14 protein-coding genes are annotated in these 15,471 nt (G+C 49.8%); 11 read left to right on the top strand and 3 right to left on the bottom strand.

All coding sequences use genetic code 11. The features are described from left to right. From BLX41_RS34680 to nirK, 3 genes are all read left to right on the top strand, one after another. The coding region (locus BLX41_RS34680) for a DUF2300 domain-containing protein (protein ID WP_259744517.1) at window positions 1-242 on the top strand (242 nt) is incomplete at its 5' end. A gap of 3 nt (window positions 243-245) precedes the next feature. Next, window positions 246-1,064 carry a YfaP family protein gene (locus tag BLX41_RS07315; RefSeq protein ID WP_123724346.1) on the top strand — a complete coding sequence of 273 codons (819 nt, stop codon included), beginning with the start codon at window positions 246-248 and terminating at the stop codon, window positions 1,062-1,064. Between the two features lie 113 nt (window positions 1,065-1,177). Next, a complete protein-coding gene (gene nirK, locus BLX41_RS07320; RefSeq protein WP_123724604.1) occupies window positions 1,178-2,266 on the top strand; it encodes a copper-containing nitrite reductase in 1,089 nt (362 codons plus the stop codon). A gap of 33 nt (window positions 2,267-2,299) precedes the next feature. Here nirK and BLX41_RS07325 read toward each other — a convergent pair whose 3' ends face one another. From BLX41_RS07325 to BLX41_RS07335, 3 genes are all read right to left on the bottom strand, one after another. After that, window positions 2,300-3,382 carry a dienelactone hydrolase family protein gene (locus tag BLX41_RS07325; protein ID WP_123724347.1) on the bottom strand — a complete coding sequence of 361 codons (1,083 nt, stop codon included), beginning with the start codon at window positions 3,380-3,382 and terminating at the stop codon, window positions 2,300-2,302. 126 nt (window positions 3,383-3,508) lie between these two features. After that, window positions 3,509-3,958: a DUF3828 domain-containing protein gene (locus BLX41_RS07330; protein ID WP_123724348.1), complete on the bottom strand. Its 450-nt coding sequence runs from the start codon at window positions 3,956-3,958 to the stop codon at window positions 3,509-3,511. A 10-nt stretch (window positions 3,959-3,968) separates the two neighbouring features. After that, window positions 3,969-4,340: a CHAP domain-containing protein gene (locus BLX41_RS07335; RefSeq protein WP_123724349.1), complete on the bottom strand. Its 372-nt coding sequence runs from the start codon at window positions 4,338-4,340 to the stop codon at window positions 3,969-3,971. A 700-nt stretch (window positions 4,341-5,040) separates the two neighbouring features. Between BLX41_RS07335 and BLX41_RS37070 the strand changes: the two genes are divergently transcribed. The 8 genes from BLX41_RS37070 (at window position 5,041) to BLX41_RS07370 (ending at window position 15,431) form a co-directional block, all read left to right on the top strand. Beyond that, window positions 5,041-5,529: a glycosyltransferase gene (locus tag BLX41_RS37070; RefSeq protein ID WP_311197433.1), complete on the top strand. Its 489-nt coding sequence runs from the start codon at window positions 5,041-5,043 to the stop codon at window positions 5,527-5,529. Between the two features lie 20 nt (window positions 5,530-5,549). Next, the gene (locus tag BLX41_RS37075; RefSeq protein WP_311197434.1) at window positions 5,550-6,068 is read left to right on the top strand and encodes a glycosyltransferase family protein; all 519 of its coding nucleotides are present in this window, start codon (window positions 5,550-5,552) and stop codon (window positions 6,066-6,068) included. Between the two features lie 363 nt (window positions 6,069-6,431). Then, entirely contained in the window at window positions 6,432-7,259 is an 828-nt protein-coding gene (locus tag BLX41_RS07345; protein ID WP_404942754.1) for an ABC transporter permease, read from the top strand. Then, window positions 7,249-8,664, top strand: a complete 1,416-nt coding sequence (locus BLX41_RS07350) for an ABC transporter ATP-binding protein (RefSeq protein WP_123724350.1) — start codon at window positions 7,249-7,251, stop codon at window positions 8,662-8,664. The genes BLX41_RS07345 and BLX41_RS07350 overlap by 11 nt, the downstream gene beginning before the upstream one ends. Then, window positions 8,658-11,300 carry a methyltransferase domain-containing protein gene (locus BLX41_RS07355; RefSeq protein WP_123724351.1) on the top strand — a complete coding sequence of 881 codons (2,643 nt, stop codon included), beginning with the start codon at window positions 8,658-8,660 and terminating at the stop codon, window positions 11,298-11,300. Before BLX41_RS07350 ends, BLX41_RS07355 begins: the two co-directional genes overlap by 7 nt. Window positions 11,301-11,380: 80 nt before the next feature. Continuing rightward, on the top strand, window positions 11,381-12,316 hold the full coding sequence (locus BLX41_RS07360) for a GDP-L-fucose synthase family protein (RefSeq protein ID WP_185073435.1): 936 nt from the start codon (window positions 11,381-11,383) through the stop codon (window positions 12,314-12,316). Beyond that, entirely contained in the window at window positions 12,313-14,331 is a 2,019-nt protein-coding gene (locus BLX41_RS07365; RefSeq protein WP_123724353.1) for a glycosyltransferase family protein, read from the top strand. Before BLX41_RS07360 ends, BLX41_RS07365 begins: the two co-directional genes overlap by 4 nt. After that, window positions 14,331-15,431 (top strand): acyltransferase family protein, encoded by a 1,101-nt coding sequence (locus BLX41_RS07370; RefSeq protein ID WP_123724354.1) that lies wholly within the window; start codon window positions 14,331-14,333, stop codon window positions 15,429-15,431. Before BLX41_RS07365 ends, BLX41_RS07370 begins: the two co-directional genes overlap by 1 nt. The last annotated feature ends 40 nt before the right edge of the window (window positions 15,432-15,471 follow it).

Here is a 15,471-nt window from a genome sequence, read left to right on the forward strand (position 1 = left end):
GCCAGCCGCTGGAGCAAGAGATCGGCTACAACGAAATCAGCCAGTTCGCCGTGTGCCGCCTGAGTTTCGGCCGGCCCTACGTCGACCGCGAACGGCAACGCATCTACGTCCGTGGCGTGCTCTCGCTGCAAGACCGCCTCGACCTGACTCACGAATACCTGCACCTGGCCTTTGAAGCTCATCCCAACGGCCAGGATGAAACCTACATCGAAGGGCTCGCCCGTCATCTTTTATTGGAATAGGCCATGAAACTTCCTGCTCCCCCGGTCCTCCTGTTCCTTTGTGGAATGTTCAGCCTGCCCATGGCCCTGGCCGACAGCGGCATCCAGCTCGACACCCCCAAAGGCGGCTGGCGTACCCGCGCCGTCGATGGCGAGCAATACATTCAGGAGGTCAACTACCCGGCCTCCTCGGTGAACACGCGCCAGGGCCAGGCTAATACCGCGCGTATCAGCGGGCAGATCAAAGGCGCGCCCAAGACGAACAAAGAGCCCGGCAAGCTGATCGTCAATGGCGTCAGCATGCCGCTCAAGTTCGATGAACAAGGCGGTTTCGATCGGCCGTATTCCTTCCCCAATGGCAGCAACAGCGTCGAAGTGCGCAGCCCGGACGGCCAGCAGCGCAAGCGCGTGCAGTTCCTCAATACCGGCGGTGGCGTGACTCCGCCCAAGTTGCGAGTGCTGCTGTCCTGGGACAGCGACAACACCGACCTCGACCTGCACCTGGTGACCCCGGACGGCGCGCACATCTGGTACGGCGACCGCGTCGCTCCCAACGGCGCGACCCTGGATGTGGACGTGACCACGGGCTACGGTCCGGAGATTTTCTCCATGCCGGCGCCGCTCAAGGGCCAGTACCTGGTTTATGTGAACTACTACGGCGGTGGCTATCGCAGTGATGACGATGCAGACGGCGGCCAGGAAAGCGCCGTGCAGCCCCTGACGACGGCCCAGGTCACGGTGATCACCGAGGAAGGCACGCCGGATGAGAAGAGCGAATCCTTCATCGTGCCGATGCGGGCCCCCGGAGAGCTGACCCTGGTACGCAGTTTCAGCTATCCATGATCGAGCTCAATCTATCCACTTGCCCGGGCATTGGTTCATTGCCTTGAGACAATACGATTGCCCGGCGTTTGCCTTGCAATGAATCACCATTCATTGGCAGGGAAATGCAGAGCATGGGTAGGTTTCAATCGTGGTTGAAGTGCTGCGTGGTGGCTGGCAGTTGTGCCTCCAGCCTGGTGTTGGCCGCAGGCGCCGACGGTTTGCAGCGGATCAAGGTGGACCTGGTGGCGCCGCCCCAAGTGCATGTTCATGAGCAGGCTGTCAGCGCGCCGCCGAAGGTCGTGCAGTTCCGCATGAGCGTGGAAGAGAAAAAGATGGTGGTGGACGATCAGGGCACCACCCTGCAGGCCATGACCTTCAACGGCTCCATGCCGGGGCCGACCCTGGTGGTGCACGAGGGCGACTACGTCGAGCTGACCTTGAGCAATCCGGCCAGCAACAGCATGCCCCACAACATCGACTTCCATGCGGCCACCGGTGCCCTGGGCGGTGCGGCCCTGACCCAGGTGCTGCCGGGTCAGGAAGTGGTGCTGCGTTTCAAGGCTGACCGCAGCGGGACCTTCGTCTATCACTGCGCGCCGCCGGGCATGGTGCCCTGGCACGTGGTTTCGGGCATGAGCGGGACCTTGATGGTGCTGCCGCGCGAAGGCTTGCAGGACCCCGCCGGCAAACCCTTGCACTATGATCGGGCCTACACCATCGGTGAGTTCGACCTGTATATCCCCAAGGACAAGGACGGGCATTACAAGAGCTACCCGGACCTGGCCTCCAGCTATCAGGACACCCGTGAAGTGATGCGTACGCTGACGCCGAGCCATGTGGTGTTCAACGGTCGGGTTGGCGCTTTGACCGGGGCCAACGCGCTGACAGCCAAGGTTGGCGAAAGTGTGCTGTTCATCCATTCCCAGGCCAACCGCGACAGCCGTCCGCACCTGATCGGTGGCCATGGCGATTGGGTCTGGACCACCGGCAAGTTCGCCAATGCCCCGCAACGCAACCTGGAGACCTGGTTCATTCCTGGCGGTTCGGCGCTGGCGGCGCTCTACACCTTCAAGCAGCCGGGCACCTACGTGTACCTCAATCACAACCTGATCGAGGCCATGGAGCTGGGGGCCCTGGCTCAGGTCAAGGTCGAGGGGCAGTGGGATGACGACCTGATGACTCTGGTAAAAGCCCCCGGGCCCATTACTTCGGGCAAGTGATAGCAGCCGGGGCTCAAGCCCCGGCACTTGGCATCAGAGGTTCAGGGCGAACTTCAGGTAGCCCGGATACACCTGGCGCCAGTCGTCCTGGAAGGTGTGGCCTTCGGCATGTTCATGGCTCTGGACCTGGTTGCCGGGCTCCAGGGCTTGTTGCGTGGTGGCGGTGAGTTTCTGGTTGCTCTCGTGCTCCTGGGCGCCATGGACAATGACGATGCGCTTGTCCCGGGCCCGGGTTTCGCCGAACGGAATCCGGTAGCCGCCGGGGGACAGCAGCAACGCACCGCTGTATTGCTGCGGGTACTCGGCGATCAGGTGCGAGGCGTGCTCGGCGCCTTGGGAGAAGCCCATCAGGGCAATGCGCGAGCGGTCGATGCGAGTCTGTTTTTCCAGCTTCTTCAGGGCGGCGTTGACCGCCTCCTGGGTGGAGTCCACCGAATGCTGCTGCCACATGAACTGGTGCTCGTCGCGCTTGAGGGTGCCGTTGATGCCCACCAGCACGGCCTGCTCGCCCACAAGGTCGGTGCGCATATCGACGCCGTCGCTGCCCTCGGTGCCGAATCCCGATAGCCAGACCACCACCGGCCAGCCTTCGGCCGGGGCCTTGCCCTGGGGAATACTGAAGGCCGCAAGGCCGGCATCCTTGGCCTTGGTCGGGTAGTTCTTTTCCGCGGCTTGCAGCAGCTTCTTGTAGGCCGGGGTCTGCTGCAGGGATTGCAGTTCGTCGTCTTCCTTGAGGATCACCAACTGCCAGAAGCCACGCTCGCGGGCCTGATCGAGGAACTCGGCGGCGCGCTTGTTCTTGTCCATGGCGGCCAGGCTGCCAGCCGCCTGGTAAGAGGCGTAGGCATTCTTCGGGTCGAGACGGGCGGCGGTCAGGTAGTAGGCGAGAGCGCCAGCGTAGTTGTCATGCTGGCTCTTTTCGTTGTCCCCGGCCTCAATGAAGTCCGCCGGCGTTGCCTCGTCCAGGTACAGGTTGGCCATACCGGCCAGGCCTTGCCAACGGCCCTTGGCGACGTCCTGTTGCGCATCGGCGTGGGCCCAGGAACTGCTGAGGCTCAGAGCTCCGAACAACGAGAGGAATGACAGGGGCAGGCGTACTGCGGCCGGCAACGACATGGCTGAGAGTCCTTTTTCACTGAAGAATGTCCCAGGCCGTTGCCCGAAACGGCGCGCAGCTTAGCATGGCGGATCGCCCTGGCGGACGACCCGTGCACTGGCTGGACTCAACGCCGAAACGCCAGATCAGTCGCTCTGATCGGCGGTGGAAAGTACCTCGTCAATCTTCCAGCAGCCCTTATCCTTGATCATCCGTACATCGACGATCTGGGTGGTGTCCGGGGTGCTGCCCAGCGTCACCTGCTCCTTGGCGCTGGAGCCCTGGATCTGCGGTTCGCTGACCTTGATCTGGGTCAGCCACTCGTCCATATAGTCTTGGGCCTTGAGGAAGTAGTCCTCTTCCAGGCCGTCGGGGCTGGCCATCTGCTTCTTGATCTTGGTGATCAGCGAGTCAGAGACGTACTTCTTCATCTCAGTGACGTTATCGGTCAGAGGGTCCTTGTCTTCGCTGAAGGTTTGCAGGTACCAACTGTAAAACGCCTGGGTGGCGGGTTTTGGCGAACTGGCGCAATCGGCCAGGGCGACCGATTGATGCATCGCGACCGCTGCCAGCAGCGAGCAGAACAGCATTCTCATGGGGAACCCCTTACGGATGGCGATAGATTTTGTAGGCAGGCTTCTGTACCCGATAGGAATGTCCCGGGTAAAAACCGTGCAGTTGCTTGAAGTCTGACACCCAGAGTGTGCCGTTGAACATCGCCATGTGGCCGTGGGGATGCCCGGGAATGGGCTGGATGATGACCACGTCGCCTGCTGCGGGCGTCTGGCCGGCCGGTTGCTCGATAAAGCCGGCGGAAGTCAATGATGAGCTGAAATCCTTGGCCGAGTGCTTCCTGTGCAAAATTACCCCACCGCCACCGGCTTCGATCGCCTGGCGGGTGTAGGCCGCGCAGCGTCCGGTACTGCCGGCGTGAGCGTGCGCGTTCAAGTGACTGATAGCGGTTTGTTTATTCCACATTCCTTGTCATCCGAGAGTCCTGGAGAGCGGCGAGTTTATTCGGGCTACGGTCTTGACGGAAATACTGGCGAAATGCCTTTCTGGGGAGGCTTTGGGAGATGAGTTACAGTTCAATATGTGAGCGGACAGCTGACCAGTGTTAAAGGGAGGGTGAAACAACGGTCGTCTAGTCTAGAATGAGGTCATTTGAACAGAAGACGCTGCAGAAAATCCCAAGGAAATGAGAAGCGTTATCATAAGATCGTGTAAGGAGTCAGCTCTCCCAGCTTTATACAGACAGAATATTGCTCAGGTTACGAAAAAAAGATCCATTATCATGATAAGCATCCAGACAGCGATGGCGCTTTAGGTATAGATATCTGAATACGCTTGATGCATGACGGCTCCTGTTCCCAATTATTAGAGGTCTTGTGCTTCTGATTACGTGCTGTCATAGCCTTGTCGAGTGCAGCAATTCGTCGGGTCGCTGCTAGCTATGTCCTGAACCTTGCCGTAGCCATTGAAGCTCTAGGAGTTATGCCGTTGCATTCCGTCGTCACGGATCGATTAGGCTGTACGATTGGCCTGTTATTACATATGATTGAACGAGAATCAAAATTCATTGTGTTCTCGAAGTTTTGAGTAGATTACGGAGCGTAGTTTATTTGTTTTGATGCTCTGCATAAGGCGAATTTAACAGTATTGATTACACAGGATGTATATGTCTCAAGAGTCAGAGTTTTTTCGAGTACCTTCTGGAGCTCCGATTTTTAATGGAGAGTTCTCGTCGCTCGAGGCTCCAGTGTCTGAGAATGATCAGGTTGAACAACGCCAGCGTGTTGCTATTTTGATGGCTACCTACAATGGAACGCTCTTTCTTAATGAGCAGTTAGCTTCCATTGAGCAGCAAGCGCACCAAAATTGGGCGCTGTACGTATCTGATGATGGCTCACAAGATGATACTGTCGAGATTTTAGAGGCTGCGCGACAACGTTGGGGGGGGGGCGTCTCAAATGGTTGGAGGGGCCAAGGCAAGGGTATGTTGCTAACTTTCTTTCGCTTACATGCAGTGTTGATATCAATGCTGATTTTTATGCATGGTCCGACCAGGATGACATCTGGTGTGCCGATAAACTTGAAGTGGCAGTGGCTTGGCTCAACACGATACCTGAACATACGCCTGCTCTTTATTGTGGACGGGCTGAGTTGATATATGAGTGTGGTACGCATATGGGGATTTCTCCGCTTTTTGTGCGTCCGCCGAATTTTGTAAATGCTCTTGTTCAGAATATCGCTGGTGGCAATACCATGGTCTTTAATCAGGCTGCCCGTGAACTGCTCCAAGAGGCCGGTGCTAACCAAGTAGTTCCTTCCCATGACTGGTGGGCCTATCAGTTGATTTCTGGGGCTGGCGGCTTAGTTTACTATGACCCGCAGCCAAAGATTTTATATCGCCAGCATGATGGGAATCTTGTAGGTAGTAATATTAGTTGGGCTGCTCGCTTGATACGGATGCGTATGGTTTTTGAAGGACGCTTTAAATCTTGGAATCAGCAAACAGTCGATGCGCTCGAATCTATGCAGCATCGTTTGACTGAAGAGCATAAGATTGCACTCAAGCATTTTAAGCAGGCTCGGCATGAGACGTTGATTCTTCGGATTTTCGGTTGCTTTCGGGCAGGTATCTATCGACAGACCTTGTTTGGCAATCTTGGGCTGGCTCTAGCAATTCTTTTGAAAAAAATCTGAATTCAGTGGTTTTTTCATTGAGTTCATTCGTACTGTGCCTGAACCAGGCGAGGTGGCTTTTTTGAGTTAGTTGCACTTAATTAAGTAGGTTGGCCAATCTATGATGAGCAATCAATATAAAATTAATTGTTTAGATGATATTGGTTGCTTTTAGATTCTGAAAAGACCATCAAGCATGGTGCAGGGAAATCCGCGTTAGGTTTCGTAGTATTATCAGGAGCCGTAAGGCTCCTTCATGAAATCGACTATCGCTGATCGCAAAACATCGAGCGCAGTATTGCCTGACGCAACGCCGCCATTGTTATAGAAGGAGCACCTCGCATGACCCGCTCATCCCTTTCGACTCATTCATCTCCAGAGATGATCAACCCTCACGCAGCTCAGTCTATTTCCTTCTTTGCGCTGGTAAAGAGTCTTTGCCGCAACCGTCAGCTAATCGTGCAAATGACTGCACGCGAGGTGGTTGGCCGCTATAAGGGATCAGTAATGGGATTGGCGTGGTCGTTCTTCAATCCAGTATTTATGCTGATGGTTTACACGTTTGTCTTTTCTGTGATTTTCAAGTCTCGTTGGGGACTGGTGGAAGATAGCAGAACTCAGTTTGCAGTAGTGCTATTTGCAGGCATGCTTGTAAATAATTTATTTTCGGAGGTGCTGAACCGAGCACCCGGTCTGGTCCTCTCCAACGTCAACTATGTCAAAAAGGTTGTATTTCCATTGGAGATCCTACCGGTCATCGTTATGGGAGCAGCACTTTTTCACACATTTGCTAGCTTGATCGTTCTGTTGGTAGCCTTTTTTATTTTTAATGGCTATTTACATTGGACAGTAGTTTTCTTGCCGCTAGTGATCTTGCCTCTGGTCGTTATTACGCTGGGTATTGCTTGGATGCTTGCATCTTTAGGGGTCTTTTTACGCGATGTCGGACAAACCATCGGAATAATAACCACTGTCATGATGTTTCTCGCGCCTGTGTTTTATCCCATTACGGCAATACCTGAAAACTTGCGTCCTTGGTTGATGTTGAACCCTCTTACATTAATTATCGAGCAAACACGTGAGGTTCTAATTTGGGGGCGCTTGCCTAACTGGTTTAGCTTGAGTGTCTACACGTTAGTGGCTGTCGTAGTGGCTTGGATAGGCTACGCGTGGTTCCAAAAGACAAGAAAGGGTTTTGCTGATGTCCTCTAACGATAGTGCCATTAGAGTTACCGATCTCAGTAAGCGCTATGAGATATATGATGCTCCACGTGATCGTCTGAAACAGTTTATTTTACCTCGTCTTGATCGTTTGCTCGGGGGGAAGCAAAGGCAGTTTTTTAATGAGTATTGGGCACTCAAGGACATTTCTTTTGAGGTCAAAAAGGGTGAGGCGGTAGGTATTGTCGGTCGAAATGGCAGTGGAAAAAGTACCCTTCTGCAGATTATTACAGGGACTCTCTCGCCTACCTCTGGGGCCGTAAGTACTCAAGGTCGGATAGCAGCACTGCTGGAGCTCGGGTCTGGGTTTAATCCTGAGTTTTCAGGCAGGGAAAATGTATATCTTAATGGTACATTACTTGGCTTTAGCAGAGAGCAACTTGACGAGAAGTTCGACGCAATTGCCTCGTTTGCAGATATTGGTCAATATCTAAACCAGCCAGTAAAAACGTATTCGAGCGGTATGATGCTCCGGCTTGCCTTTGCTGTGCAAGTGCAAGTGGAGCCTGATATTTTGATAGTTGATGAGGCTCTGGCTGTAGGGGATGCGCTATTTCAGAAGCGGTGCTTCCAGCGTATCGAGAAGTTATTGTCTGATGGCACCACTGTACTATTCGTTTCCCATGATCAAGAAAGTATCAGGACGTTGACAAATCGTGCCTTACTTTTGAATAAAGGTAGTGCTGTTTCATGGGGGCTTTCTTCAGAGGTGGTGCTGGATTATCGACGATTACTTCACGAGGAAGAGTCTGCGTACTTTACTAGTCTGGCAAAGGATCTGGTCGAGCGAGCGCAGATATCGAAGGAATGTGCTGTACCTAGTGTGGTCGACGAAATAGCGGGCGCAGGGGAGTCTGCCGAGGTTTTGCCTGTTGAGGCTGCTAAGGTAGTGAGTGCGCGATCAGAGCGTCTTTCTTTTGGAGACGGTGAAGTCAAGATTATTCAGGTAGAAACCTTGGATAAGGATGGTAGTCCTTGTTCGATGTACTATCCCGGCGAGAAGCTGAGTATCAGGGTTACCTGTGAGTCCAGAGCGAACATTGATAAACTAAATATTGGTATTCGTCTTCGGAATAAAGAAGGGGTAAAAATTTACTCTTGGGGCACGCTAAATCAGGATATGAGAGTGCGCTACATCAAGAGTAATGCTCCTGTTTTCTGGGAGAGGAAATTTCATGTCGGCGATAGGTTTCAAGTTGTCCTTGAATGTGTATGTAATCTTGGTGTAAATCTTTATGAGGTACAAGCATCAGCCTCTTTTGAAGAGACCCCAGATTATTTAGCACAGCATATGCTGCATTGGATCGATGAGGCAGCATTCTTTCAGGTATCGATTAAGCAGGATGAGTACTTTTTTGGTGGGGTCGTCGACTTAAGGATGAGTGCAACATGGTGAGCGCCCTCGTCCCAATGGATCTAATGACTGGTTGCCAAGTTCAAGTTAGTGAAAGTTTGGCTGCAGGCAAACAAGACGCTAAAGTAAGCGAAGGTTTGAGACAACTTGTCGAAAAAATTATCAAGACTTGCGGTGTTGAACGGGCGTTGGTTATCGGTTCTGGCGAAGGAGGTCTTGTTGCGTCATTGTTGAATCTTGGAGTTGATGTACAAGGAGTTGAAGTTTCGGACTTTCTTTTTTGCCATTCTAATCAGGGGGGGGGGGATGGATTTACTCAGAACTCCGTATTATCTCTTCCTTTTGTGGATGAGTCTTTTCATACTGTTATATATATTGGCGGCATGGACCTGTTGACGTCCGAACAGGTTCTAATCGCTTTGAAGGAAATTCACCGTCTTGCCAGTCACTCTGTTTTTCTCAAGTTATCGGCCCTCCAGACTCAAGATATTGACTGGTCATTGAGTGTCGAGGGCCGTTTTTGGTGGGAGACGAAGTGCTTTGAGTTGGGTTTTCGAAAGCATACTGCTTATTACAAAGTCAACACTATCGAGTCGTTGAGTCAAGGTGGTGAGGACGTTATTCTTCTGTTGGAGAAAATTCCTGCGGAAGCTATTTTGCGGTATCCAATCAGTATGCTAAGTGATGTTTATGGCATGCACTTAGATATGAGTCGTGAGTCGGGAGAACGATCTGATATATATGCTGTTCATTATCAGTGGGCCTGTGCGTATATAAAGCCTGGAGATCGGGTTTTAGATATTGCTTGCGGGTCTGGTTATGGCTGTCATGTATTGGCTGCTCTGACGCGTGCTGTTAAAGTAATTGGGATTGATGAAAGTAATCATTCCATTGGATATGCTGAATGCAATTTCGCGACTGCGAACGAGCGACTCGAATATAGTGCGGGAGCGCTACAGGCAACTTTAGCTGCTTATGCCGATAATTCATTTGAAACAATTGTTTTTTTTGACGTGCTAGAGCGTGTTGAGTCACCTGCGGCTCTGTTATTAGAGCTAAAGCGTCTGTTGGTGCCTGGTGGTCGACTTGTCGGAAGTGTACCGAATAATTGCGTTAGTTGTTTGGATGAAGGGGGGCGCGCGCTTTTACATGTGTATAGTTGGGATAGGCTGCAGTCGGAGCTTTCATCAGATTTTATTATTGAAGATGTGTATGTTCAAACTGCCACTCAATATAATATGACTGTAAGGCGCCAAGGCCAGAAGCAAGAGTCGACTCAGAGTTTATCTCATGTTGGTATATGGAAGGAGCAAGCCTCGGTTGTAGGCGAGTGGTTGTTAGCGACGGCGATGAAGTCGCCTCTTGAGTCCAATGTTTTTTATAGCGAACGAGTGTTTTCTAATATTTTCGCTAGCCATCACCCATCCATACTTTACTCAAAATACTTTATCTATCCATGGCTAATGCACGCCATGGTCAATTTCGAGTTTCGACTAAAAAACTCAGCAGCTCTTGAGAAACTAGCGTTTGAGGTCATGACGAGATGTCCCGTATTGTCAAATGACTATAAGGCAGCCTTGTGTGTACTTGCATATAGAATACTTCAGCGCCCGGATGAAGATTTTGGAAAGGTTATAAATTATATTGATGAGGTCGTTTGTAGTGATCCTGTTGATCCAATGTCTTTGCGCTGGAGTGTTTCCCTTTTATATGTCAAAGCGAAGCTTCTTGCGGCCTCTGGTGATTTAGCTGGAGCGAAAAAAACGTTTTCAGAATGTAGCTGTATCGATGTACGTGAATTTGGCGTCCATCTTGCTACTAAAACAACAGAGGCCGCCTATCTGGCCGGAAGAATTGCATGCTCACTTGGGCAAACATCTGAAGCTAAGGAACTATGGCAGCGTGGTGTTGCTATAGGTAACAACCTACTGGATGTTAAGTTGGACAGTGTGTTGATTAACCCTGATGCCCCTAACTTATTTAATCACGGTGATGGTGCGCGGGAGTATGCCGTTGCTTGGGACAATATTTCCCGCTGTGCGAATGGTCTTCATCTGTTGCATTTCAATCTACCCATTGATTATACAACGTTAGATAACTGTCATCAGACAGAGTATTCGGGCGTTACTGCAGACTTAATTGCTACCCGGCAGAGCCTCGTGGAGCGAACTGGCGAGCTCGTCGAGACCCGTGGGGTAGTAGTTGAGCGGACTAATGAACTCGTCGAGACCCGAGAGGTAGTGGTAGAACGTACCAATGAGCTCATTCAGACCCGAGCGGTGGTTGTAGAACGGACGTTGATGCTGGAGCAAGCTAGTAGTGATTTATTGAGCTGCAGAGCTAAAAAAGGGGGACTATGGCAGGCCGGAGTTAACGGCGACATACAAAACTATGCTGCTGAGCTTGCCCAGATCCGAAAGGCGTTCTTAAAGCAGACAGATGAACTGGTACAGACTCGAAAGATTTTGCTCGAGAGGACTGACGAGCTTGTCCAGACGCGGCAGACATTGATAGAACGCACCAATATGTTGGAGCGCGCTAATGATGATCTGTTGCAACGCTCCAATGAGTTTGCCGAGGCTCAACAGGCGTTGGCTGACAGAACTGAAGAACTTAAATTTTATTTGTCGTCCCCCGTATACAAGAGGATATTTGTTAAAAAGATGGAAAAGCCTTAACCGAATCTCTGTCTTTGCAAATTGATTTTTTGGGGAGTTACCGCTTTTTAGTATTTGCATTTTTTAAGAAGGAATATGCTGTGAATAAACAAGATAAAATTCTGGTGACGGGTGCAAGAGGACTGGTTGGCTCGGCGCTCGTTGAACACCTTAGGAATGAAGGTTATTCGAATATAATCGAAGTTGGGCGCCAAGAGTGTGACTTGGTCTGTCCTATGTCTACTCTGGATTTTTTTAAGAAAAACAAGCCGGATTATGTATTTCATGCAGCTGCACGTGTTTATGGAATCATGGGGAACATGAAGAATAAGGCGCTATCATTTTATGATAATGTCATGATCAATACTAATGTGGTTGACGCCTCGCAAAAGGTAGGGGTTCGTAAAATAACGGTCATGGGTACCGGGGCGGTTTATCCATTTCCGTCGCCTGGGCTTCCTTTGCGCGAGGATATGATCTTTCTCGGAGTGCCTCATCCTGCAGAGGACTCCTATGGGCATGCTAAGCGAGCGATGCTGGCCATGCTTAAAGCTTATGAAGAGAGCTATGGGATGAAGTGGGCCTATGTTGTTTCGTGTAATCTTTTCGGGCCACGTGATAAGTTTGATACTGAGTTTGGCCATGTCGTTCCATCATTAATAAAAAAATTCTACGACGCGAAACATAGTGGTGAAAATGTTGTGGTCTGGGGCGATGGTTCTGCACAGCGTGACTTTATGTACGTTAAGGATACCGCCCGTGTTGGCTTATCCATAATGAACAGTCTTACTGGCGCCTCTAATATTGGGAGTGGTGTTGTCTACCGTATTCGCGATATTGTTGAGATGATCGCTGAAATCGCTGGTATGCAAGACAAAGTTGTTTGGGACAGTGAGAAACCGAATGGTCAGGACTATCGTGCTTATGATCTGACGAATATTAATTCAATAGGTTTTAAGTGTCAGTACTCTATCCGCGAAGGACTTGAGGAGACTTGGACTTGGTATTCGAGTCAAGTAGCGGAGCAGCTGGGATGATTGAGAACGTATTGCCTCGAATTCTTCTCATTTCGCAATGGCCAAACGTCAAGAATGGCGAATATGAGCTGATCGAGAAAATAAAACAAACAGGCTACACGATCTCTGTTGTCGACTATTTTGGTTTCAATGTCGATACTGATGAGTGCTTGAACCGTGCAACACTCATTCAAGATTTCGATTTTGCAATATCTTTTCATTATGATACTCCAAAATTTCTAAACATCCCGACTTTCTTATGGGTCGCCAACCCGTTGGAGTTTATGCACCTTCGTGGTGACTACTCTACAGTACTACTGCATCATCTTCGTGCGTATGACGGTTACCTTTACAATGGCTCCGATACGCTGAAAAGTCATATTCGTAATGTCGTTGGTCACGAATGGGATGATAGAAACCTGGAGATGTTTCCTTCATGCTCGCAGAAGGCAATGATTTCTCCTAAGCCAATAGAGAAGCTTAATTCTGCTGCGGCCCAAAAGGTTTTCTACTGTGGTGTTAACTGGGAGCGAGGCATTGACCGAGCTGGTCGTGCTCAAGGGTTATTAGATATCTTGCAAGAGAAGCAAGCTGCTGACTTTTACGGCCCCGATAAACTCGAAGGAATCAGTCCATGGGCAGGTTTTACATCCTATAAGGGAGAGATTCCATTCGATGGCGTGAGTATGGCTAGAGTAATGCAGGACTACGGCGCTGTATTGGCAGTCTCATCTCCAGCGCATATAAAATCACGTACGTCTTCAAGTCGAGTCTTTGAAGGTTTTGCTGCAGGCGTGCCTGTTATTTCCGATGAGAATGCACATGTAAAAAAACTCTTCGGTGATCTTGTTTACTATTTTCAAGGTGATACTGAAGAAGAGCGGGCGAAGTCGATTCTTAATGCGCTACAGCGGATCAATCAGAATCCAGCAGAAGCGCGTGATAAAGTCGTTCAAGCTCAGTCTTTGTTAGCCCAACGCTATTGCTTTGAGCCTTGCTTCAACGCTGCCCTTGCTTATATAGAACAGAAGAGATGTGACGTATTGGTTCAAGCGTCCGAAGCTCGATGCATCGACGTGTTTCTATTTCACCATGATCCCGACCCATCTTCGCCAGGCAGCGGTCGGCACTTTCATAACGTGGCTCATGTAATCGAAGCTGCAGTTCATGCTGCCCAATCGCTTAATGCCAAGGTACATATCATCCAATATGGTGAGATGCCTGCTGGGCCGCATGAACTACCGCTCGGAGTGAGTTGGGAGCATTGCCTGGAGGAGGAGCTAACGGAGCAAGACTGGGACGGATTGCGTCTCGGCGAAAAAGTAGCATTGCTTGCACAGAAGTCCAAAGGAGATTATTCGACATTTCTCACCCAGTTTGATTTTCCGCATTACGATAGTTTTTCCAAAGCAATGGATTGGTTCAAGGCTGATTTGGCGGCGAGAGAGGGTGGATTGCATGTGGCAGGTTTCTTCGTCAGTACCCTGACTACGAAAGCGCCTCTAGGGACACTCGGGATTCTGCGCAACAATGCATCTATAGGTCTGTACAGGTGGACACAGAACAGCTTGGCTGAGCATCAACTGGCGACGTTATTCTTTGCCCGAGAGGCATTGAGTCTACTTGTTGCTGATAAGATCAACCGTTTTGATGCCATTTTGCCTGTAAGTATTATTGCCGAAGCCATGGGGGGCGGGATCCCGACTCACCGTTCGCGACATGTACTGTTGCGTGTGCAAGCTGGGCACTTCCACCGTCATTATGAGGCCTATCGTAAAGCGTCGGAGCGAGGATTCTGGGCGCAACATTATGATTTGATTACAAACTATAATCATGAACTCAATGCGCTCTATGACGTCCATCATGAGTCTCCTGTTGCTCGTGAGATAGCGGATCAGGTATCGGGGCGTACGCTGCAGTCCACTCCCCCTGTGGATCCAGCTGTGCATGTGGTGAACCAGTTCATCAGTCATTTGCGCCCTATGTATCGGAAGCTTAGAAAGATGAAGCGCACAATAGTATTTTGGAGCCGCTGATGCAAAGTCGCTTTGCTTATCTTGATATCTTAAGAGTTATAGCTGTTGCATTGGTGATGTTTGGTCATTATGTATCAGTGGGAGGTGGAGCAACCTCTATTCCTGGGATTATCAATGATCAATATCCTTTACCCTTGTTCGATCAAACAAGCTGGTCATTGTGGAAGTTTGAAATTTTCATGATAGAAAGTTTCTCCACGCAAACAGCAATATTGGGTGTTACGTTATTTTTTATAATAACGGGCTATTTGATGCCGATGATGCTGGAACGTTATACAAGAAGTGATTTTTTAGTTAATAGGTTTTTCAGAATTTTTCCAGTTCTTTTTGTTGCGTTGGGCATAATAGGTCTGTTCGTATGGATGGCTCAAGGTTTGGTATTTGGGGTGTCTAGTTATATTTCAAGTTTTACGCTCACGTACTTGGTTGTTGGTGCTTTCCCGATAACTGGGGTGCTATGGACCTTGGTTATTGAGGTTCTGTTCTATATGTGTGCGGCGGTTATAGGGAGATTTTCAGTATATAAGTTGTTTGTTTTTCAAGCCTTGATTCTGGGGGTTGTTATAATCAGTGTTAAAATTCCTGATAGTTATTATTTGACGTTGGTGGCCTCTCAGGTAAAGTATATGATGCTTATTTGTATTGGATCTGCAGTTTATTTGGCGGAAAAAGAAACGAGTTGGCAGAATAAGTTTTCCTTGGTGTTTGGGGCATTGGTTTTAGCCTATCTTGCATTTCAGTTCTATAAGGTCGGGCATGAGGATGTCAGCACTTATAATAATTTAGGGACGCAAGTTTTAGCCTTGGGGATGTTCTTGTTCTTTGGGCTTATTTCAAGATTTGATATTTTGCATAAGCTACCAAGGCCGATTTATTGGATGGCGGATCTGGTCTATCCAATTTATTTACTTCATGCGGCAATTGGTTTAGGGACAATGGCATTGGTACGCAGTTTTACTAATAGTCCGTATGTGATGCTTGTCGCTGCAATCGCTGCCGCTATTTCTGCTTCCTGGCTATTACATAGATATGTTGAAGTTCCAGGTATATCTCTTGGCAGATCCTATGCTCAGCGTCTTAAAGTAACGGCAAGCGCATGATAAAGAGTATTTTGCTTGTGAGTTTCTATGCTCCAAGCAG

This window comes from Pseudomonas protegens (assembly GCF_003732485.1).
Taxonomy (GTDB): domain Bacteria; phylum Pseudomonadota; class Gammaproteobacteria; order Pseudomonadales; family Pseudomonadaceae; genus Aquipseudomonas; species Aquipseudomonas protegens_B.